Annotated in this window: 15 protein-coding genes; 10 read left to right on the forward strand and 5 right to left on the reverse strand. The window is 57.2% G+C overall.

Features of this window, described 5'->3' with window-relative positions:
* Positions 1 to 171 precede the first annotated feature (171 nt).
* The 4 genes from R3P93_RS17970 to R3P93_RS17985 all read left to right on the forward strand — a co-directional run bounded on the left by R3P93_RS17970 (position 172) and on the right by R3P93_RS17985 (position 7,613).
* Entirely contained in the window at positions 172 to 807 is a 636-nt protein-coding gene (locus R3P93_RS17970) for a hypothetical protein (RefSeq protein WP_317533643.1), read from the forward strand.
* Between the two features lie 46 nt (positions 808 to 853).
* Entirely contained in the window at positions 854 to 1,597 is a 744-nt protein-coding gene (locus R3P93_RS17975; protein WP_317533644.1) for an HD domain-containing protein, read from the forward strand.
* Positions 1,598 to 2,242: 645 nt separating this feature from the next.
* Positions 2,243 to 6,025 (forward strand): GTPase, encoded by a 3,783-nt coding sequence (locus R3P93_RS17980; RefSeq protein WP_317533645.1) that lies wholly within the window; start codon positions 2,243 to 2,245, stop codon positions 6,023 to 6,025.
* Entirely contained in the window at positions 6,018 to 7,613 is a 1,596-nt protein-coding gene (locus tag R3P93_RS17985) for a GTPase domain-containing protein (RefSeq protein ID WP_317533646.1), read from the forward strand. Before R3P93_RS17980 ends, R3P93_RS17985 begins: the two co-directional genes overlap by 8 nt.
* 131 nt (positions 7,614 to 7,744) lie before the next feature.
* Here the strand turns inward: R3P93_RS17985 and R3P93_RS17990 are convergent, their stop codons facing one another.
* Positions 7,745 to 8,458 (reverse strand): hypothetical protein, encoded by a 714-nt coding sequence (locus tag R3P93_RS17990; protein WP_317533647.1) that lies wholly within the window; start codon positions 8,456 to 8,458, stop codon positions 7,745 to 7,747.
* 280 nt (positions 8,459 to 8,738) lie between these two features.
* On the opposite strand from R3P93_RS17990, the gene R3P93_RS17995 reads away from it, so the two are divergent.
* Positions 8,739 to 10,784: an SIR2 family protein gene (locus R3P93_RS17995; RefSeq protein WP_317533648.1), complete on the forward strand. Its 2,046-nt coding sequence runs from the start codon at positions 8,739 to 8,741 to the stop codon at positions 10,782 to 10,784.
* A gap of 21 nt (positions 10,785 to 10,805) precedes the next feature.
* On the opposite strand, the gene R3P93_RS18000 is transcribed toward R3P93_RS17995, so the two are convergent.
* The 4 genes from R3P93_RS18000 to dndA form a co-directional block, all read right to left on the reverse strand.
* On the reverse strand, positions 10,806 to 11,276 hold the full coding sequence (locus R3P93_RS18000; RefSeq protein ID WP_317533752.1) for a 5' nucleotidase, NT5C type: 471 nt from the start codon (positions 11,274 to 11,276) through the stop codon (positions 10,806 to 10,808).
* Positions 11,277 to 11,418: 142 nt separating this feature from the next.
* A complete protein-coding gene (locus R3P93_RS24650) occupies positions 11,419 to 12,360 on the reverse strand; it encodes an HNH endonuclease (RefSeq protein WP_394855331.1) in 942 nt (313 codons plus the stop codon).
* A gap of 83 nt (positions 12,361 to 12,443) precedes the next feature.
* On the reverse strand, positions 12,444 to 14,147 hold the full coding sequence (locus tag R3P93_RS18005) for a ParB N-terminal domain-containing protein (protein ID WP_317533649.1): 1,704 nt from the start codon (positions 14,145 to 14,147) through the stop codon (positions 12,444 to 12,446).
* 193 nt (positions 14,148 to 14,340) lie between these two features.
* Positions 14,341 to 15,531: a cysteine desulfurase DndA gene (gene dndA / locus R3P93_RS18010; RefSeq protein ID WP_317533650.1), complete on the reverse strand. Its 1,191-nt coding sequence runs from the start codon at positions 15,529 to 15,531 to the stop codon at positions 14,341 to 14,343.
* Between the two features lie 100 nt (positions 15,532 to 15,631).
* On the opposite strand from dndA, the gene dndB reads away from it, so the two are divergent.
* The 5 genes from dndB to R3P93_RS18035 are packed head-to-tail and all read left to right on the forward strand — an operon-like array spanning position 15,632 to position 22,096.
* Positions 15,632 to 16,756 carry a DNA sulfur modification protein DndB gene (gene dndB / locus R3P93_RS18015; RefSeq protein WP_317533651.1) on the forward strand — a complete coding sequence of 375 codons (1,125 nt, stop codon included), beginning with the start codon at positions 15,632 to 15,634 and terminating at the stop codon, positions 16,754 to 16,756.
* Between the two features lie 2 nt (positions 16,757 to 16,758).
* A complete protein-coding gene (gene dndC, locus R3P93_RS18020; protein ID WP_394855333.1) occupies positions 16,759 to 18,282 on the forward strand; it encodes a DNA phosphorothioation system sulfurtransferase DndC in 1,524 nt (507 codons plus the stop codon).
* Positions 18,279 to 20,252 (forward strand): DNA sulfur modification protein DndD, encoded by a 1,974-nt coding sequence (gene dndD / locus R3P93_RS18025; protein ID WP_317533653.1) that lies wholly within the window; start codon positions 18,279 to 18,281, stop codon positions 20,250 to 20,252. Before dndC ends, dndD begins: the two co-directional genes overlap by 4 nt.
* Before the next feature lie 5 nt (positions 20,253 to 20,257).
* Positions 20,258 to 20,638: a DNA sulfur modification protein DndE gene (dndE, locus tag R3P93_RS18030; RefSeq protein WP_317533654.1), complete on the forward strand. Its 381-nt coding sequence runs from the start codon at positions 20,258 to 20,260 to the stop codon at positions 20,636 to 20,638.
* A gap of 9 nt (positions 20,639 to 20,647) precedes the next feature.
* On the forward strand, positions 20,648 to 22,096 hold the full coding sequence (locus R3P93_RS18035; protein WP_317533655.1) for a DNA phosphorothioation-associated putative methyltransferase: 1,449 nt from the start codon (positions 20,648 to 20,650) through the stop codon (positions 22,094 to 22,096).

Here is a 22,096-nt window from a genome sequence, read left to right on the forward strand (position 1 = left end):
CATCGTCGATCCTTCCCACCAAGCTGAGCTCGGCGTGTCGAACCAAGGACCGGATCAACCGTTATTCAGACAGTCCCACATCGGGTACCAACCGGCAGCCGCGGTCTAGTAGCGATACCGCAGATTCCGGACTGGCACTACAACATCGACGACGAGGGCTACCTATATGTCGTGGTGACCGACCTTCGAGTCCGGCTGCAGGGGTGGAGTGTCGAAAGTGTGGATGCCGACGAGACCGTTACGCGAAGTGACTTCACCTTCGGTGCTATCTGGGCCGATCAAAGTGGACGCGCGAACAGCACCGACGACGGCTGGGCGAAGGCTGCATGGGAAGCGCCGGTCGAACCCGGTTCACTTGTCCGTGCGTTCATCGTCGGTGGCCGACGGTTGGAGGTCGATCAATGGGACTCGTTGGCCGCGTGGATGATCGAGTCGCTTTACGACAAGCCGGTCGGATTCATCGTCGAGGTGGGCCCCAGCGACTACGTTGCCGACTCCACCCATGACGCCCCGGTAGTGTGCTCGCAGGTGGTGGTCCTGAGCGACGGCGTGATGATGCTCCGACGATCACGGACCGAACTTGGCCACCTACTTCTTGCAGACTATTCGTCCGCAGACCTGCCTCTCGACGAGTGGCAGAACGACGGCCACTTCGTGGACTGCACCGACGGATATCTGTTCACAAAGGACATTCGTCTGGTCGCGCGGTCGTGCATCGCGTGGATCCGAGTCAATGCCGGCGTGAACACGACAGGCAACATCGGTTGTTCCTACCGATTCGCCGACGAGCTCCCCCGATCCTCGTGACGCATCACCGAGTAGCTACTTTCACCCCAACCGACAGGAGATAAAAATGATAGATCTTGAATCGATCTACCGCGCAACCAAGCTGAAGGACATGGACTCGGCCGCTTTGGTGTTCGCCATCCTGCACGAGATCGACGCTGTCTATGTCGACCGAACACAGCTTTGCAATGCCATGGAGTTGGCGACGGCCGCTCACCTGTCTCAGAAGCGGATCGGACGCACCGCCTACCCAGTAGACCCCTACATCGTGCATCCCCTCAGGAACGTCTTGCGCCTGATCCGGCTCGGTTGCGCCGATACCGATGTTCTCAGCGCGACAGCTCTGCACGACACGGTCGAGGACCAACCGCGGGAGATCGTGTCGATTCTGGATGAGTCACGGCTATCGGACGGACCGAATCAACAGGCGGCGCTGGATCTCATCACCGAGCACTTCAACACAGAGACCTCCAGACTGGTTGCTGCAGTATCTAATCCGCGAACCGATGCCGTGCGATCCAAGACCGAGAAGAACGCGGCCTACGCCGCGCACGTTGCCGACGTCATCAAGGACCCCAACGTCTTTCTGGTCAAGTTCGCCGACTTCGTCGACAACGCTGGAAGCGTGCAGTACCTCGACGACGAGGCCAAGCGAACGAAACTCGCAGCTAAGTACGCGCCGGTGGTCGAGGTTTTCGTCTCGGCGTTCAACGGCAAGCGAGGACTCCTCGGCCTGACTCAAAGCGGTAACGATGCCGTCGATGCGCGACTGAAAGCACTGTCCGCATCTCTGACGGCGCGCGGGTATTGAATTCGGGAGCTTCCCTTTGCGCACATCAACCAACGAGCTACTTCTTCAAACCAGGGAGGATGCACAGCAATGGACGAGAACAGCCCTAAGGAGCAAACAACAATGGGTCGATTGGCCGAGGAGACGGAAGTGGTCGACGAAATATGCGGCGCGGCCTCACCGAGGATCGAGCCGAAGCGATAATTCGGGCCAACGGAAACTTCGAGGGACGCGACTCCGTCATTCGGGAACAGGCTGAGGCCGCAGCGCAGCAGGATCGCAACACCCCTAGCGCCTCCGGCTGAGGACGTCAACGATCACCGCACACTTATACGTCAGACCGTCCGACTGTGAATCTGATCGCTTACGGCAGCGCGAGCGGAGCCCCACCGTCGGCGCGGCGACGCTCCTCATTTGAGGACCACCACAAGCACCCGAGCCACCGCCACCGCCACCGCCACTATGGTGCTTCGCGCGGTTCCGGAGACCTCGGAAGTAAGCAGCGCCTCCGTGTGTACAGCGGGTGCGCGTACTCGTGAGTTGAGCGAGCGGTGTTCACTGATCCTGAACCAGTTCATCCACCAGTTTTGAACTGTTCGGCAACACTGTCGGCAGTTTGTGCTTCGCTGTCCACAATCGTCACGACCTCGAAGGTGCTTTTTCTACATGAACAACGTCACGTCAAGCGACTCCCTCGATGATGCTCTTGCGAAAGCACTGGCACTTGGCCGGCAAGAGCTTGTCGAGCTCGCATCGACCACCGATGGTGCCATGAGTTCATACGATGCGGTTGGCACCAAATTAGCCAGGGAAGGCGAGCGCGACGGTCTGACGGCCGAGTTCGACCGTATGCGTACTCGGTTCGCCGATGGACTGTCTGAGCATCTGCTGGCGCAGTCCAAGGTCTTGTCAACCTTCAATATCGCGTTCTTCGGCCGAACCGGATCCGGAAAGAGCACGCTGTTGTCCGCATTCGGCGAACTGGACGGTTCAGCGGTGTCGCCTTTCGGTGAATCCGATTGGACCACGGAGGTAAAGTCCGTTCCGTGGCGCGGCTGCCAGCTCTACGACACGCCTGGAATCAACGGCTGGGGCGGTCGCAAGAGCCGCCACGAGTTGGAGGCAGTCGCCAGAAAAGCTGTAGAAACCGCCGACGTAGTCCTGGTGTGCTTCGATACCCAGAGTCAGCAAGCCAGCGAGTTCGCGAAAGTCGCCGACTGGGTGACGCACTACGGCAAACCCGTAGTGGCCGTTCTCAACGTCCGCAACCCACGTTGGCGTCATTCGGCCAGAGTTTCCAGCCAGACCGCGAGGCGAAACATGTCCGAGCCGGTGGCTCAACATGCCGAGAATGTCCGCGTGGAGTTGTCGAACATTGGCTTGAGAAATGTGCCCGTGGTGGCAATCTCCAGCAGACGAGCATTGTTCGCCAGAGCTTCTACTCCCTATCAGGGGCCCGCCACTCAGAACTTTTTGGATGACCGAGACAGGTACGGGACTGACTACCTCGCCCGCTCCTCAAATTTCGCGGCGTTGGAAGGCGTCCTATCCGCGGGCATCACTGCAGGCGGTTCGGAGTTGCGGCTCGAGTCTTTACGAGAAGGCATACGCGCACGGCTCACCGATGAAGCCGACTCGCTCACCGCATTCAGCACCCGCCTCATGGGACGGGCCGCCGAACTCGACGGACTCATTCGGCGAAATCTGGAAGTGCTCGGCTACCTCGAGCCCGAGCAGCGCAGTCTTCACTTGTATGACGACGTTTGGCACAGCGACCTGCTAACACTTGCTGAAAGTTCTCGCGGTGGCCTATACACGGCTCCAGTTGACGGCACTTTTGTGCGTCACGTTCGCAACCTCGTCAAACCACACCTGGCCGAAGCCCGGAGCAAAGCATTGCTGCGGTACAAAACGCTGGAACATAGAGCTTTCACCGAGGGCACTGTGATCGACAAAGAAACGTTTGCTGCCGAGGTGTTCGACACAGACGAAATCGAGCAAGCGCTACAGCGGGTTTCCGTCGACGCTGCGCAATTCTTGGACCGCGAATTGTCCTTGGCCGGACTGGATTTCAGCCTGCGAAGCCGAGAGAATTACACGCAGGCGGACTTCAAAGGAGATGCGGGCGATACCGCCGGCCTGCTTGCGAACATGCTTCGAGGTGCAGGACTCCTGGGAAGCGTTGGGGGCATTGCCGTCCCCTTCCTCCTCGCAGGACCAGCCGGCTGGGTTGCTGGCGTAGGCGTCGGCGTGGCGGCCGCAGTCTTCAGCTGGGCCGGGAGCAAGAAGAGTCGTGATGCTGAGCGCGAAGAGACCGAGGCTCGCGCGAAGGCCGCTCGTGAAAGTCGAGGTGCAATAAACGCATCGTTCGACGAGATCGAACGGCAAGTCGCTTCAGTGGCCGCGGAGGCTGCTTGGACAGCAGCTGCACCACTGCTGCGTTCTGCATTGATCGAGCTCGTCATCTTGAACAATTTGGACACCGACATCGGCATCTTGGCCTCGAACTTGCTCACCCAATCATCAGCTATCCCAGTCTCGCCTCCCCGTCACATGCTCGATGCGGCGTTCAAGAGGATGCAGGACGATTGCGGACGTGGCGACAAGGTTCGGGTTGGGTATTATCTGCTCGGCGAGGACTGGTTCGATCACGACGAAACCCCAGAAAGTTCTCGCGACCCGATCGAACTCAGGGCAGTGAGCAAGCTGCAACACGACTCGGACATCGATGCACTGCACCGCGCCATGGTGGCGTCGTTCACCCACCCTGATCAGGCGTCCGTGGCGGCTTGGCTTTCTCAGGCAGCCACTGCCGCTGACGTCGACGAGGCCTTCACCGCGATAACCGACGCGACCAGAGCAACGACCCGTCCGGCGATTGTCGTGGCCGGCGATTACAGCGCAGGTAAGTCCTCGTTCATCAAACGAGTCTTGGCTGAGTTCGATCGCGACGTACCCGGTTCACTACATATTCGGGCGGATGCAACTACCGACGCAGTTCACAGGTACTCATTGGGACCGGTGGACATCGTCGACACTCCAGGATTTCAGAGTCGACACGCCAGCCACGATGAGCTAGCTCTGACAGATTCGCTTAGCGCCGCCCTGGTAATTGTCGTGCTGCATGTGAATCTACTCATTGGCGACACCACAGCTTTGCGAACGATCGCCGACGGAACCTCCACCGTCTCAGGAAAAAAGCCACGAATACTGTTCGTCGTGAACCGATGTGATGAATTGGGCGTCGACCCGTTGGACTCACCCGAGGAGTATTTCCATCGGCGTGCTCGCAAGCTGGAAGAACTCGCAGCGTCGCTCAACTCCAGCGGTATCGAGGTGTCATCTAAGCTCATTCACGGGGTCGCAGCAGATCCCTTCGGGGGTGTAGGCGCGGAAACGCACGTTACTTCAGCACACTATGACGCCAATAGAACCTGGGACGGCATTCCTGCACTTGTCGACACTCTGCGCAGGTGGATCGACGACGACTTGGTACATGCGACTGCCCTCGCAGCGTTCGATGACGGGGTGTCAGCCCTACTGCGTCTGCGTGAAGAAACCCGAGCCGCCATCGCACACTTCAGAGCAGAGGCGAACAAGCATAACTCGTTGATTGCAGCAATAGACATCTGTCTGGAAGACGCGAACTACCTCAGTCGCTCACTAGAGCTTGAGTTGGACGATGTGCTCGAGCCGCAAGTCACTCAGGCTGTCGCCCGCGTGCGGACGGTCCCAGTTGGCGACGAAAAAGCTCTGGGTATCGCGGTCGGGTCTTGGATCAACGAGGATACGCGGTACGAGATAACGCAACTTATGGAAACAGCCACCGAGAAAGTCAACGATTGGTCCGCGGCGCACGCATCGGCGATTGCCAGAGAAGAAGCGGCAACAGGGTTCGGCGACGACATCGCCATGTCCGCCGTCGCATCCGAGAAGACTGGCGGTGATCCTCTCGGCCAGGCCGCCTGGATCGCCGGCAAATTCGCAGGCTTCGGTGCGCAAGCAGGAAAAGCTCTCGGTCATCGCGATGCGGCGTTGAAAATTGGTCACCTTTTCGGTTATAAGTTCAAACCCTGGGGCGCGATCAAAGCCGGCAAAGCGGTGGGCCGGGTGGGTGTCGTTTTCGGGGTCGTGGCGGCCGCAGCAGACGCAGCTGCATGGGCAAATGACGTGCATAAAGGGCGAAGTTGGGACGACAAGCAAGACGCCGCGGTCCTGCAGATCGAGTCGAACAAGAAAGATATAATTGAGCAGCTAATAGCCGAGGACGAGGGTCCATGGGCATACCTAGCCGAGCGCATTGAGCAAGTTGGTGTCTTGCGCACTCAATACGGCGACCACCAAGGCACAGTAAGATTTGAGGTTTCGGGATTGCAGCAGCGACTGAGTACTACTCAAATTTTGATCGCTGCCGCAGACAAACTACGAAGGGGCACAACGAATGATTAGTCGAATAGATATCGAAGCAGCCAAATCATGGCTGGACGGCTTATCTAGCGGTGTAGTCGGCGAAGGGTTAGCCCACCGCTGGGACCAGTTCGCCGCCACTGACAGACCTGTGGTGACCATCTACGGTTCTTATGACACGGGAAAAAGCTCGCTTCTGCGCCGGTTGCTTATCGAGCTAGGAGAGGTGGTTCCGCCTTGGCTCACAATTAGTGCACGCCACGAGACTTTCGAAGTCAATGAGATCAGCGCCGCCGGATGCGTTCTGCGGGACACGCCCGGATTCGTCACTGGCGGTAAGGATGCCCGCGCTGAAATGAACACCGTGCTTGCCTCCGAAGCGATCGCGTTGACCGACGTCGCTATCGTTGCGCTACCACCACAGCTAGCGACTGCTGAGCATTCGATTTTGCGTGAGCTGGCTCAACAAAATTGGGCGGGCAACTCGCTGTGGTTCGTGATTTCGCGATTCGACGAAGCTGGAGTGGATCCAGACGACGATCCGGAAGGTTACCGGTCGCTCGGCGAGCACAAGACCGTCGAATTGAGAAAAGCACTCAGTCTGGGCGAGGAGGTCCCGGTGTACGTGATCAGTCAAGACTTTGCGCAAATGGCGGGTGCAGATCGAAATCCCGATCCAAGCATCTGGAACGAGACACGGGACTGGGATGGTGTCTCTTCATTGGTAGCTGCAGTGAAAGATCTAGCAAATTCTCAGACACAAAGTATCAGAGAGTCTGCAGCGCAGCGTTTTTGGGGTAATGCTGCACAACGAGCACTGGAACAGCTGAGCAGAGAGCTTCAAAGCCATCTCGAAAACACCGCGGTGAGCGATGCAAGTGAGCAACAGCGCGCATCGTGGCTGGCTCAGGTAGACAGTCTGACTCGCGCTTACGAGGCTGATCTACGTGGGAGGATGGCGGCAGTCATTGGCGATGCGTTGGATAGTCCTGATCCTGCCAAAAGATTTGCCCAGGCGGCGAAAGTCTCTGTCGGCGCATGGCATGCCTCTTGTGAGCGCGATGTGAATAAGCTGCTGCGAACCGTCAGCGAGAGCATGGTCACGAACCGAGCACGTCCGGACTGGGAACGGTTCGATGAGATGGTTGCTTCGCTGCGACGGAAACCAAGCAGCCCTGCCGATTCACTTGTCTTCTCTCCAGTCGTTGGCCAGGTGGGTGCCGCAGTCCTCGATGCGATGCGTGAGTACGAAAAAACGCGAAAGCTGAAGCTTTCACCGGCCGAGAAGGCAGCCCTCGCTGCTGCTGCGGAGACCAACAGGATCGCGGCAGCATCCGCAGGACTGAAGATAGTGGTCGAAGTAGCAAAAATTGGAGAGCAATTCGTGAACCAACAGCGCGCGGCGGCGGCAGCGGTACAACAGCACGCGCTATTGAAAACCGAATTGGCCGCCGCTGGCGAGCAAGCGGCTTCAGTAGCGCTCGGATCGCTCGACGCCATTGCAGACGACGCGCGCGCTCAGATTCGGAATACTACAGCGGATCAGGTCGATCTCCGAGTCAGCTTGCACCACCTGGTCGAGAATCTCCGCTCGAACATCGAGACCGGTACGCGCCTCTTGGGTGGCTGACTAAACGCGACGGGCGCGGACTACCGGGGCCCGGCGTCGGACTGATCCACCTTGCGTTGCATTTGCCCTCACCTACAAATGCTGAGGTTGCACTCAGGAACGCATCAGTGATCGATTTCTGCGGCTCAGGTTCATCGATAGTCCGGCCCCCTCCGTATTTCGCTGCCAGGCTCAGCACGCGGCGGAGCGTAGTTGTACCGATAGCGCATCGGTTTCGTCAGCCACCCCCGAACAAACTCCTCGTCTAATGGCCCAACTGGAAAGGTCGACACAAGCTGGGCTCGATCACCCGTCACCACTCCGTAGACCACCGCAGTCGCTCGGGTCATCGGGTTCGACACATACACCGTGCGCATCCGACTCCGACGGTCGATCACTTCGTCCACGGTGAAGACCGTTCGGCTTCCACCGGGGTTTGTCAAAATCGGCATCGCCTTGGACGCAACACGTTCCATCAACGGCACGTTCGAATAGGTCGGATGAAAGAAGTGCGGATCAAGCTCGAACGCCTCCGCCAAGTCGGTAGTGAGCCATCGCTGACTCTTCAGCCCGTAAGGAGTGACGACAGTAGACAGCAAGTAGCCGTAGGTATGCATCAGACCGGCGTGCCCGACCGGAAATTCGTACGACCCGGGTGCACCTTCATGAAGCCACGAGAACACCTCAGGGCCGAAGACTGCACCCTGCACGTTGTCATCGATCACGGTCGTCGAGGTCCACAAGGCCATCTGAGCAGGATCCGATTTCGATCCCTCGACTTGATCGGCGAACCATTGCGCGGGCGGCTCGAGCGACTCACGGATAGCCAGCTCGATCTGCGACAACTCCGACGATATGTCGTTCAAGCCTGACTCCAATCTCGGCATCGGTCCCGGCGAAGGACAACCACCCCAAGACCAGGCCAGTGTCGCATCCACCGTTGGTTGATGGCGAGTTTCGGGCCGGTCAGGCACTGATGTGGAGGTATCGACTCAAGTGCTCAACGTGCTCGATCCGTGCCGCGACACGACCCGATCTGCAACGAATCGAGGACCATTGAAACATTGTTCTTAATTCCTGACACCATTGATCTGGCACCCACGTCTTCCCGGCTCTGGCGGTATTCGCAGAACTAGTATTAGCATCGTGAAAAACACAACGCCTGGCGGAGGATCGACGGGCCATTCCAGCTCGGATGACAGCGCGAACCTCACCGGCCATGTGTTTGTCGTCAAGGGCCGACTCGAAGCAGTAGCGTCCGACGTCCTCGTGGTACCGGCCGACTCTCGCTTCCAGCCGGAACGCACGTGGTGGCCCGCGCTCGGGGTCGCGGATACCGCCCCAGCAGCCCACGGCTCGGGTCGTGCACGCCGGTTTCCCCATCCACAGGGTCGACCGACGTGGATTCTCAACGTTGCCCACGACGGAGGCCAGTCAGTTGCGTGGCTCATCGCCGGTCTGAGCGAGGCACTTGAGAAGATTGAAGCCGACCCACCCAAACTCGGAGACGGTCGAGTGAGGCCGCTGATCGCGATGCCCATCCTTGGCGTTGGGTTAGGCGGTTACGAGGGTGTCCGAGGCGGGGTAATTCAGACCCTCCTCTCGCGCACGAGCGAATTCGTCAACGCATCGAATTTCGACGTCGTGTTTGTCGTGGGGAACGCTGCGGACTACGCCGCATTGCAATCGATCAGGCGACAGCAAGAACGCGTAGCCGCCCACCCCGCCAGCGAGGAGCTGGCTACCAAAATTCGAAGCGGCGACGTCGCACTGCTTCTCGGTGCCGGCGTCAGTGTCTCGGCCGGCTTGCCAACGTGGGATCAGTTACTGACGACGATCAAACACGACACGCAGTCTTCGTTGGATGACAAGGACTTCGCCGCAATGAACGTCCTGGACAGAGCGCAGTTGCTCTCGAAGACCACCGGTGATAGGAGTCTGGGGGAAAGGGCAGCGGCAGCCACTGGTGCGAGTTCGACCTACACACCCACCCTCGCGCACTGCCTCTTGGCATCCCTGAACGTGAGCCATGCCGTGACGACGAACTACGACACGTTGTACGAGGACGCATACGAGTCCGCGCATGGAAAGGACTCGATCTCGGTCCTTCCGCGCGAGGACGCAGTGGCCGGACGTGCCTGGCTACTGAAGATGCACGGCGATGTCGCCGACCCCGACAGCATCATCCTGAGCCGGCGCGACTTTGTCCGATATGACTCTCAACGTCGACCTCTCGCCTCGATCGTTCAGTCTTTGATGGCCACAGGGCATCTCGTTGTCATCGGCGCCTCCATGACCGACGACAACGTCCTCCGCCTGGCTCACGAGGTACTCGCGATGAACGCAACCAACAGCCACCAACGCCCTCTGGGGACGGTCGTAACGCTGCAGCCCGATGCGTTGAGAGCGGCCCTCTGGGAAGGCGATTTCGATTATGTGACGGCTTCGAACTCCTTGAAAGTGCAAGTCGCCGCACGAGACCTTGAGATCTTGCTCGACGGTGTTGCGATGTATGCCAGTGACCAATCTCCGTACTTGCTCGATTCTCGGTACGCTGAGCTGCTCGACGTCGACGAGAACCGTGTAGCGGATGAGCTTCGAGAAGTGGCGAGCCGGATACGTTCGTTCAGGTCTACCAACTGGCGTCACCGGTGGGAGCCCTTTCAGAAGGCATTGACGGCGATGGGCGAGGCCGAACCTCCTCGCCTCCAACGTGACCGCTTCAGTCTCTCGTTCCACGATCTGGTCGCCGCCTACTTTTCCGCGGCAGAGCACAAGAACCATGTTGCAGTCCTTCGCGACTACCACAACCTGCGACGCGACATCCTTGCTGATCTATTCGGATGTCCGCTCCCCGACCACGAGCCGAGAGCACCCCGGCGCAGTCCGCAGGGTGATCGCGAATCCGTACTCAGACATGCCCATCAGTGCCTTGAGCAAGCGTCGGCATTGTCGAGCCCGTTCGGGTTCTACATGGAAGGCGCGCCGGGCCCACTCGAATCCAGGCTTCGGTCATCGCACATGCGATCACACAGCTCTGCGGCCGCCGAGTTGAAGATGCAGTATCAGGCGATTTTCGATAGCGCGCTCCGCATCCTCTACCCAGGCGCAGACGGCAAAACGTTCCCGGTATCGATTTTGGCGACGCGCGGGTTGGGCCACGAGCCAACGGATCCCTGGGACTTCAATTGATGTAGAACGTCCCAGTGTGGACTAGGCCTGCGTGCGGAGATACGTTAGGACGCTCTCCCAGTCCGGGTGATCATCGCCACCAAATACTATGAGCTTTCCGTCGAATTCTGCTGCCCCATTGTTGGGCCGGTCGTCGACGAGGAAATCACCTCGGTTGAGATTTTTGTGGTGAGACAAAATCAGTCTCTTGTATGCGGGCGAATCTTTTTCGACACCGAGATGAAGCTGAACCCACAGCACCTTGTCCTGCCAGGCCTGAGGATTCATCCAGGGCGCAGTCGACAAGATGTACGTGTCGAACAAGGTGCTGAGTTCGATGTAGGCATCCACGGCACCTTCCATCGGATCCATTATTGAAAAAATGTGCGGCACTTCGTCGAGACGGCCGTAAAAGTCTTTGAGGTGCCGCTTTTGCAAACGACTGATTCCTGTCTTGAAATCCACAAGGGTGTTATCAAGATCGATGTAAAGGATTTTCTTCTCGGCCACGATTACCTCTTTCAATTTACGGGATGATCCAGCTAAGACAGGTCAATTTATTCGTCTCGCTACGCACCATGGGCCCATCTCTAGATACTTCCGGTCGGACGATCACCCATCGACCAACTCAACGTCTCAACCTCTCGGGAAAGACTTAGATGCCAACGAGGCGCGCCGACCGCCATGGATCATGCTCATCGCAGTAGACAGCGATATTTGTTGGATTCATTGCGCCGGCGGGATATCTGGGCGCAACGACTAATTCAGAATCTTCGACGGTGCGACTGCAGCCGATCGAAGCTTCGCATATCCCCCGAGTCGCTACTACGCGCAACACCCAGAATGACTGTGGCTCGCGCACCCAGCCAATCCCTGACACGTTTACGACTCGGTCGGTTGCAGCTCCCACATCGTAGATACTCGTCCGCGCACTCTTGACGCGGTTACACCAACCACACGCCAGACGCAAATTGCTCAGTCCGCTCGTACCACCAAGTGCCACAGGCTCTACGTGGTCAATCTCGATTACGTGGTCACGCTGTGTCCGCCGGGGGCGGGTAAAGTCCACTAACGCGGGTAGCACGAGTGAACGGTTTGCACCCCCGGAATCCTCTTTTAGAAATTTATCGCGTGCAAACCCGGTAAAGAGATAACCGCACAGGTAGCACCGCGGACTTGGTTCAGCTGCAAACCATAGCGCTGCTTTCTCTCCCCGCGACAGTACACCGCGCTCTTGAGCCTCTTTCCGTATACAAATTCTTCTCCACGCAACGTCGGCTACGACCTGTGCCGCGACCGAAATTTCCGATGGCTGACCAGACGGATAACGCTCTGACAGACGCGTCCTTACTTCAGCGTATACGTGGCCATAGCTTACCCGCCTCTTGTTGATGAAGATTTCGGAGTTCGCGATGCCGTCTACATACCACATTATCCACGTGCGATTAATATCTGATTCCAACAACCAAGCCTTATCGCCTAGGCTTTCCCGAGGGAAACGCCCCTGGGTAACTTTCCTAATTTCGTCAGCTTGCCAGGAAGCCGCTGAGTTTGACCGAAATATCGACACATAGTCTGTCAACTCAAGAGGGTCCATTGAGAACCTCAATCGTATCGAGTTTCGCGGCTATCACATTACCATCCAGGGCATTAACTGATTATGGATTAACAACGCGAAACTCATGGCTTGTAGTTTTCACTCCTTGGCAAACGTACCGGATCTTTCCGGTATTCGAACCAAGTTGTCGCCCATTTTTCACGGACCGCCTTTTGGTCCTTTTTCAGACTTCCCATGCCCCAGTCGCGCGCGAAGTACTGACCATCCACGTCCCTGAGCCAGGCCTCCACTGTCGAATCAACATCATCAAGACTGCTCAGTGTGCGGTCCTTCTCATCAAGGAACTGGAAGTAGTCCGCTGCTAGTATCGTTAAACTAATTTTATTGTAGAGATTGCTACTTGTAGCCCCCCAAGCATTGTTCGCTAGCAAATCATCATCTCCAAAACGAAGACGCATCAAACTGAAAAATCGAACGAATACTTCGCGCCATGGCCCATCTGTGGCTTGCCAAATCTCAAACTGCTCCGCTGCGTCAGACCCCTCCGAAACATATTTAGAATCCGACAGAAGGCGCCGCCGCCACTTCGCCGCATAGTCGTTTTTCTGGTGAAAAAGTCGGCCGCCCTTCAGCTCTCTAAAGATTGACGTGAGACCCTTCAGAACAGTCCACGGAAGCAACCTGTTGGAGTCTTCGACGCCTGTTTGAACTAATCCTTTGAACGGACTCTCGTCTGCTCGCGTAAGGTAGGCCACCGCCTGAGAGTCTTCCAGCCCGATGCCCGCCTTGCGTAGCCGATCTGCAACAGGTTGCAACTCGGCGCGTGAAAGCGAAGTAGACACTATTGTCCCAAGCAGCGCCTTCCCTATTGGTGTCGCTTTCTGGTTGACCACTACAAATTGAAAGACATGTTCACTGGGAGACGGGTCCATCAGCAAAGAGACAGGGAGTATCCGCGAGCGTGCCGACATAATTTTGGCATGCGCGGCGTCTGGGTCCATACCTTCATTAATTGACGCAACTAGCTCGTTCTTACCATCATCCGACGCCATGGAAATTTCCGCAGCGCGAACAGCGCCGCTAAGACGGTGCTGCCCATCCACGAGCACAACTGGTTCCAAATAACCAATCATGGATTCTTTGGAAAAGCCAAACAGGCGATCAGGGCCAGGGCCTGAAATGCGCTCCAAGACACTCTTTCGCGCAACCAGCTCCTGATAAAAATCAACTAACTGCGTCTCCTCGGTGAGCAGCACCTCTGCGACATCGTCCGCGCTCTCTGCATTCGGGCTTAATTCACTACCCTCTGCCTCTGCCTCAGCCTCTGCGGAATTCTCCCCATCAAGTTCAGCGCTTTCAACCGTGTGAACTTTGGCAGCACGCACACTTAGGGTCTCGACATAACTTGCATCGATAACATGTTCCTTCAATTCCGGAACACGTTGCTCCAACTTTCGTATCACTCTAGATATGAGCTCAAGCAGAGACAGCGTTCGTAGATCCTCGCAAACAATCTCTAGTGTGCCGAAGCTTGATCCTTCATCGGCAGGATAAAACGTCACCAAACCTTCGTCCTGAAGCGCACACAGCAGCGGATTTTGAACTACGTTGCGTTGCTCGGTGAAGAATCCTGCCAGTTCCCTCACCCTGGCCGGGGTTTCTTGCCGTTGAAATCCCACCGATTCGCTGTCTTCGAGCTTCCCTCGCTGCGGTACACCCGCCCACTCCTCAATCTCAGGTGCACGCGCGCCAAACAACAGTAGTTGTCGACTGGTGGGCGTTTGCTGCATACGAAGGGCCGGATACCGGTATGTGCGTGTGGTCACAAACGCATACTACAAGGCTGTTCCGACAGCGTAGAGCCGATCGGCTCGGGCGAGCCAACGCTGGCTGCAGTACTTATAGACCCGCTGGTCAAACGTTCGGCGTGCAAGCGAAGTGGGCTCTGAATCTCGCACTGTCCGATCTTCGCTAGACCCTGTCCAACGTAACCTGTTCATCAGCGGGTGTCGGCAGGGGCTACACCCGCATTCGGGCCAACCGGTCCGTGACCTGGTCCCATTGATCAAAGTTCGATAAATGGGACCACGAAAACCTAAGGGCACCTGCGATGCGCTCCTCACTCAGTCCCATCGCAACCAAGACGTGGCTGGGTTCGTAGTTTTGCGAAGTGCACGCAGATCCATTCGAAATCGCGACTAGGTCCTTAAGCGCTACGATGGCAGCCTCGGAGTCCACCCTAGGTACCGAAAAGTTCAACACGTGAGGCATGCTTCTTTCAGCGTCTCCGTTTACTTCGATACCCAGAGGCTCTAACGACGACAACAATTCGCGTCGAATCGCTAAGACATGTTCATTGCGTTTGCCGAAGGCAACTGCTGCGCCGGCAATGGCAGTCCCGAGGCCTGCAATCAAAGCAACCGGAAGGGTGCCGGGACGTAATCCCCGTTCCTGACCACCGCCCACTATCAGAGACTTCAGCGGAGTCCGCCTGTATCCCCGGCGTCTCGCGATAAGCGCGCCTATCCCCTTCGGAGCGAAAATCTTATGACCGGAAATGCTGATGAGGTCAATTCTTTTGTGGTCAAACATATTGTGCAATTTCCCATAGGCCTGAGCACCGTCGACATGGAAGTATGCGTCCATTTGCTTAAGACCTTCCGCGATCTCGACGATTGGCTGCTTTACTCCCGTTTCATTGTTAGCAGCCATAATCGACACCAGAAGGGTATCCGATCGCACTTGATCTATCACTGCGTTATGGTCTACCCACCCGCCGGGCGTCGGTGCGATGGTACTGACCTCGAACCCCCGACGTTCAAGCTCTCGAATCGGTTCCAGTACCGCCTTATGCTCGATTTGCGAGGTGACGATATGCATTCGGCCCGAAGCACGTCCCGCCTCCTCTAAACCCAGGATTGCAAGATTATTGCTCTCGGTGGCACCGCTGGTGAAGATGACCTCGTCTGGGCTTGCGCCTGCTGGTGCCGCGACCTGCTCACGCGCCCGATTGACGCGTTCCTTAGCCCGTTGACCGTAGGTATGCGTGCGGCTGCCGGCGTTGCCGAAGTCTTCCTGGAGGTAGTGGATTACTTCTGCGAGCACCGCAGGATCGATGGGTGTCGTCGCATTGCAGTCCAAGTACACCGGAGCAGCTAAGCCTGCGTCGATCGACCGAACAGAGTTGTCGGTACCCGGAGCTATCGTCATGCCGGTGACTGTACGCGAAAATATTGCTTGGTGTTCGTTAAACTAGGCGTGTTGTTCGGATGTATAGTTCCGTACATCAGCGGCCAACGTTTGGAGAGACATGGTCAAGCAGTCAAGCTCGGTAGCTCGAAGCCCAGGCTTCGAGTACGTCTTCCCTGCCATCCGGGGTGTTCAAGCCGGGCGGGGCTACTTCGTGACGATGTGCCCCTTGAGACTAATACCGCGTCTGTTCTTGTTCGACGACGAGGAGCTCGTCCCAGAGATGCGTGCGCAGCGCACGCTCAACAAGGCGCGGGTACCGGAGATCGCTCGCTACGTGGTCGAGAACCCGGACAGCTACGTCTTCTCAGCTCTGACAGCGTCGGTCGACGCCGACGTCACGTTCGAGCCCTTCGGCGGCGGTGGACCGAACGACCGCATCGGCACGCTTACCATCCCTATGTCAGCGAAGTTCGTGATCAACGATGGCCAGCATCGCCGAGCGGCGATCCAGGAGGCTCTGAGTCAGAACCCAGACCTTGGTGACGAGACCATCGCTATCGTGATGTTCCTGGATCTCGGGCTCAAGCGTTGTCAGCAGATGTTTGCAGACCTGAACAGGTACGCCATCCGGCCCGCAAAATCGATCAGTGTGTTGTATGACCACCGAGATGACCTGTCCGCCATCACGCGCGTCGTTGTCTTCCAGTCCGACTTCTACAACGATCTGACAGAGACCGAGTCGAGCAACTTGGCAACCCGTTCGCGGAAGCTGTTCACACTGTCGGCTATGTACAGCGCAAACCGCGCACTTCTAGACGGTCTCGATGACACCAGTTTCGATCAAAAAGTCGAGATGGCTCAGGTCTTTTGGGACACCGTCTCGAAGTACATCCCCGAGTGGACTCAAGTTCGCCAACGCGAAGTCAGCGCCGGCGAAATCCGCAGGGACTTCATACACAGCCACGGCATCGTATTGCACTCACTCGGCAAGGTCGGCAACACCATCCTGCGGGACACACCTGACAAGAAGAAGTGGCCAAAGATCCTGAAGCAACTCGGAGACATCGATTGGCATCGATCGAACTCGTCCGTATGGGAGGGCCGGGCAATGTCCGGTGGTCGCGTCTCGAAGAGCGCCGGCAACGTCTTGCTGACAACAGCGCTCATCAGAAGAACCTTAGGAATTCCGTTGCCAGCCGACGAGCAGCGCGCCGAAACCGCATTTAATGGAGGAGACAAGTGACCATCAACCTACCGATCCGACCGCGATCTGCGTTCGACGACCTAGGGCTGTCGGGCACGATCGACGAGTTGGTTGAGCAAACTCAAACTCTCTACCTCGAAGACGGTATCCCCTGGGTCATCGGTTATTCAGGTGGTAAAGACTCAACCGCTGTACTGCAGCTGGTTTGGATGGCCATCGCTGGCTTAGAGCCTGAGAAGCGGACCAAGCAAATTCATGTCATCAGCACCGATACATTGGTCGAGAACCCCATCGTTGCGGCGTGGGTCACGCACTCGCTGGAGACGATCAAAGCCGCTGCCACTCAACAGGGTCTGCCGATCGAACCTCACCGTTTAACGCCTGCTGTCGCGGACACATTCTGGGTCAACTTGGCGGGTCGCGGATACCCCGCCCCACGTCCGAAGTTCCGTTGGTGCACAGAGCGACTGAAAATCAAGCCCTCCAACAGTTTTATCATCAACATGGTGAAGTCCCACGGAGAAGCAATACTGGTCCTGGGCACGCGTAAAGCTGAGAGCTCGGGTCGGTCTCATCGAATGTCCGAACTCGAATCACGTCGGGTACGAGATCTACTCAGTCCCAACGACTCTCTTCCCAACTGCCTGGTCTACTCGCCTGTTGAGAATTGGTCCAACGACGATGTATGGACTTTCCTCATGCAAACCAAGAACCCATGGGGATACTCGAACAAAGAGCTTCTCACCATGTATCAGGGTGCCTCGTCCGATGGCGAGTGCCCGCTGGTCGTCGACTCCTCAACCCCCAGCTGCGGTGATAGCCGGTTCGGTTGCTGGACATGCACACTGGTCGATAAAGACAAGTCGATGTCAGCGATGATTCAGAATGACGAAGAGAAGGAGTGGATGCTTCCACTCTTGGAGCTTCGTAACGAACTTGATGTAGCCGATGACAGACATCTCCGCGATTTTCGCCGTATGAACGGGAGCGTCCAGCTCTTCCACGACCGGACCATCCCGGGCCCGTACACGCAAGAGTCACGCGAACGATGGGTACGTAAGCTACTCGAAGCTCAGACTTGGATTCGCGCAAACGGGCCGAAGATTGTCGAAAACCTTGAGTTGGTGACACTTCCGGAGCTTGAGGAAATCCGTCGGCTGTGGGTAGTCGAGAAGCATGAGTTCGAGGACAACCTGCCCGTCATCTATCGCGAAGTGACTGGCGAGGATTTCCCTGGACGGCCACTCGACGAGCATCTCCCCCTCGGTCCAGAGACTGTCGCCATCCTCCAGGAAGTCGTGGGCGACGACAGACTACATTTCGAGCTCGTACGCGAGCTGCTCGACATCGAGCAGCGACACCGTTCACAAGCCCGCCGTGCCGGTCTCTTCGACTCTCTGACGAAGGCGATGCGCAGAGGTTTCTACGATGACGAAGACGACGCCCTTAACCGTGCCAACAAGCGTCGAGACGCAATCGAACGTGAGAGCGACTCCGACACACCCAGCGATCTCGACATCGCAGCGGGGTACGTCCGCGCAGTTCCGACAGGGGCAACAGAGTGATACTCGATCAGCTGGTCTTGCAAAACGTCGGCACCTTCGCGGCGAGACACAAGATCGAACTCACGCCGAAGTCATCGACCAAGCCAATTATTTTGGTAGGGGGATTAAATGGTGCTGGCAAGACGACCATTTTGGAGGCAATTCACCTTGCGTTCTACGGAACGCTGGCCCAATCGACAGGGCGTCGAACCGGAAGCTACGAAAACTACCTCCGTAGCCTGGTGCACCGCGGTGCCGCTCACGGCTCGACTTCAGCGGTAGAGCTCGAATTTCGAGCCAACCAGCAAGGAATCGAGCACAGATACCGCGTGATGCGTTCGTGGGAGGGATCGAAAGACCCCGTACGCGAACGCCTCGAAGTGGAAGTGGACGGGGTTGCGGACAAGGCCCTGACCTCGACGTGGGGCGAACACGTCGAAACCTTCCTGCCACGCGGTATCGCGGGTCTGTTCTTCTTCGACGGTGAGCAAATCGAGGCCCTGGCCGACATGCAAAAATCGCGCGAAGTACTCGGATCGGCGTTGTCCACTTTGTTGGGACTCGATCTGGTCGAGCGACTCGCTACCGATCTGGCCGTTTTGAGACGCCGGCACCGAATGAATCAGATACCTGAAGCCCTCAAGGCCAAAGTGGCAGAGAAAAAGGACGCGGCGTCGAACTCTCGACAGGTAGAAGAGACCACTGTCGAGTCGCTGGCATCCGCCAGGGTCGAGTTAGAGCGCGCGGAGAAGCTTCACTTTGAGCTCACCGAGCGATATCGGTCGACCGGAGGTGAACTGCTCGACAAACGTGTCGCCACCGAAAGTTCCGCGGAGCTGCACCGAGAATCTCTCGACCAGATCGAGGCTGAACTGCGAGAGGAAGCCGCCGATGTCGCTCCTTTACTTCAGATCAGCGACCTACTCAAGGGGCTGGAACGGCAAAGCCTGGCGGAAGTCAATGCTTCAAATCAGCGAATAGTCGCAGACGCTCTCGTTTTGCGGGATCAGGCGATCGTCGACATGCTCTCGACTGCCAGCGTCGACACCTCTGCCTTGGACACCATCGCCCTGTACATGTCAGAAGATCGCACACGTCGAGAAGCCGAAGGAACGGTCCCTCAAGTCACCGGCCTTCAGAGCCCATCGAGTATCGCGTTCTTGAGAGAATCAGCGCTGCCGGCGGCCCGCAGAAGGCTGGCATCGCTTCTTGAGCGTCGACGCGCGACACGTGCCGAGCTGGATCAGCTCGAACGCGTTCTGGTCGCCATGCCTGATCCTGAGTCCCTTCAGGAACTGAAGGGTGACTTGAACGACGCTTCCTCTGACCTTGTGCGTAAGCAAGCGACTCTTCAAATGGTCCAGGAAGCACTCACATCAACCAGAGCAGACAGAGTCAAAGCTGATGCAGCGTACGAGAGTGAACTAGACCGTCTCGCACACGCCGAGCTATCCACGGATGACGACACTCGGATCGTCACTCACGTAGACAAGGTCAAGGAAACCCTCGAGTCTCTTCGTGGTGCCGCCACGCGCCGATACCTGGGAAGGATTGGGGAGCTAGTCCTCGAAGCGCTGCAACGACTACTTCGCAAAGAGTCCCTCGTGGCTTCCGTGAACATCGACCCCGATACCTACACAGTCGAACTTGAGGGGAGAGACGGGAACGTACTTCCCGCCAACCAGATGTCTGCTGGCGAACGTCAGCTACTCGCGGTCTCGCTGCTCTGGGGCTTGGCGCGGGCGTCCGGACAACCACTACCTGTTGTCGTCGACACGCCGCTGGGCAGGCTGGACGGATCCCATCGGGGCCACTTGGTCGACCGGTACTTCCCGTATGCAAGCCATCAAGTCATCCTCTTGTCGACGGACACTGAGATCGACGAAATTACCTATGCGCGAATCAAAAAATTCGTGGGCCGCGCGTACAGACTCGATTTTGACCAGGCAACGAACTCCACGTCCGTGCTGCCCGGCTACTTCTGGGAGTAACTAAAGTGCCACTCGAACATGTTCGCTTGTCCCAAACCGCCCGCGACCAACTAGTAACACTCAAACGGCGTACCAAGATCGAGCATTGGAACGTTCTCTGCAGGTGGGCTCTATGCCGCTCCCTAGCCGAGCCGGCGGTGCCCCCCGCCATCCGACTCGTTACCGACAGCAGCGTTGAAATGACATGGAAGGTGTTCGCAGGTTCTCATGGAGACACGCTGTGGGCGCTAATGAGATACAGATGCCATCAAGATGGACTGCCGCTCGACGAGGACACTGTTGCCAACTATTTCCGATTGCATCTTCACCGGGGAATCGGATACTTGATTGGTGACACCCGTTCTTCGGACATCGGGGGGCTGGTCAAGCTTGCGCTGACAGAGTAGGTCATTGGTATGCATCTGGAGAACGTTGCTAGGCACAGGACCGCCATGGCGCGAACAGCCCTGTCCAGGCCTGTAGAAACCGCCCTTGCGGACCACATCCTCACCGCAGGTATGTCGTTCTTCGACTACGGGTGCGGGCGGGGGGACGATCTTCGCGGCTTGACTGCTTTGGGTTACCAGGCATCCGGCTGGGACCCTGGCCATCGTCCTGAGGCAGTCAGATCTTATGCAGACGTGGTCAACTTAGGGTTCGTAGTCAACGTGATCGAAAACCCCGCTGAGCGGCTAGACACAGTCAGGTCCGCCTGGGGGCTTGCGCGGCGAGTTCTGATCGTCTCCGGGCGACTCGTCTGGGAGGCACGACATCTAATAGGCCGTCGCTTTGCCGACGGGATAATTACACAGTCTGGAACATTTCAAAAATTCTACGAACAAAACGAATTGTCGAACTGGATTGAACAGGCGCTGGGCGAGAAGCCCGTCGCCGCGGCTCCCGGTATTTTCTACGTTTTCAGGGACGAAGTAGATGAACAACAATTCCTATCCAACCGAGTGCACACGTACCGTCCACGCGTGCAGATTGACCCTCACGTCACATACGAGCAGAACAGCGAGCTGCTTAAACCCTTGTTCGAATTCATGTCTCGGCATGGCCGCTACCCGAAGAATGGCGAACTTGAACTCGATCATGAGCAGAACATAAAAAAGCAATTTCAGACGCTCGGCCGCGCAATGAATTTGATATACAAGGTCACGGAAGATGGATACTGGGATCGGGTTCGATCGCAGTGCAAAAGCGAGCTCGTTGTCTACGCCGCCCTCTCGCGATTCGGCCGTAGACCCAAATTCAGCAGCCTAGGAAAAACTTTGCAGCGCGACATAAAAACTCATTTCAATACCTATCGAGAAGTCACCACCCTCGGCGATCGCCTCCTCGCCTCCTCGGGCAACACGACGTTGATACTGATGTCAGCTCGCAGCTCAAGGGTCGGGAAACAAACACCCTCAGCACTCTATATTCATCGTAACGCCATAGCGGAGCTACCTCCACTGCTTCAGGTCTACGAGGGGTGCGCGCGGGTCCTGTCTGGGAATATCCCGCGGGCCAATATGATCAAGCTTTCGGTCCTCAAACCACAGATATCTTTCCTGACCTATCCCGATTTTGAAGCCAACGCACATCCGACACTCGCGAGTGCAGTGACTGTCAACCTGCGGGATCTCTCTGTGGATTGGAGGGACTACACCCGATCAACCAATCCCCCACTCCTTCATCGAAAGGAAGAATTTGTGAGTGCCGACGACCCGAGACGCGCGCTCTACCAGAAATTGACCGCCTCCGAGGTGCGGGCAGGACTGTACGAGCGCCCCGAGCAGATCGGCACGCTCGATGGATGGCGACGAACATTGGAACTGAAGTCGAAGATTGTCCGAGGACACCGCTTGTTCAGTCAATAG

This window comes from Rhodococcus cerastii (assembly GCF_033042195.1).
Lineage (GTDB): Bacteria > Actinomycetota > Actinomycetes > Mycobacteriales > Mycobacteriaceae > Rhodococcoides.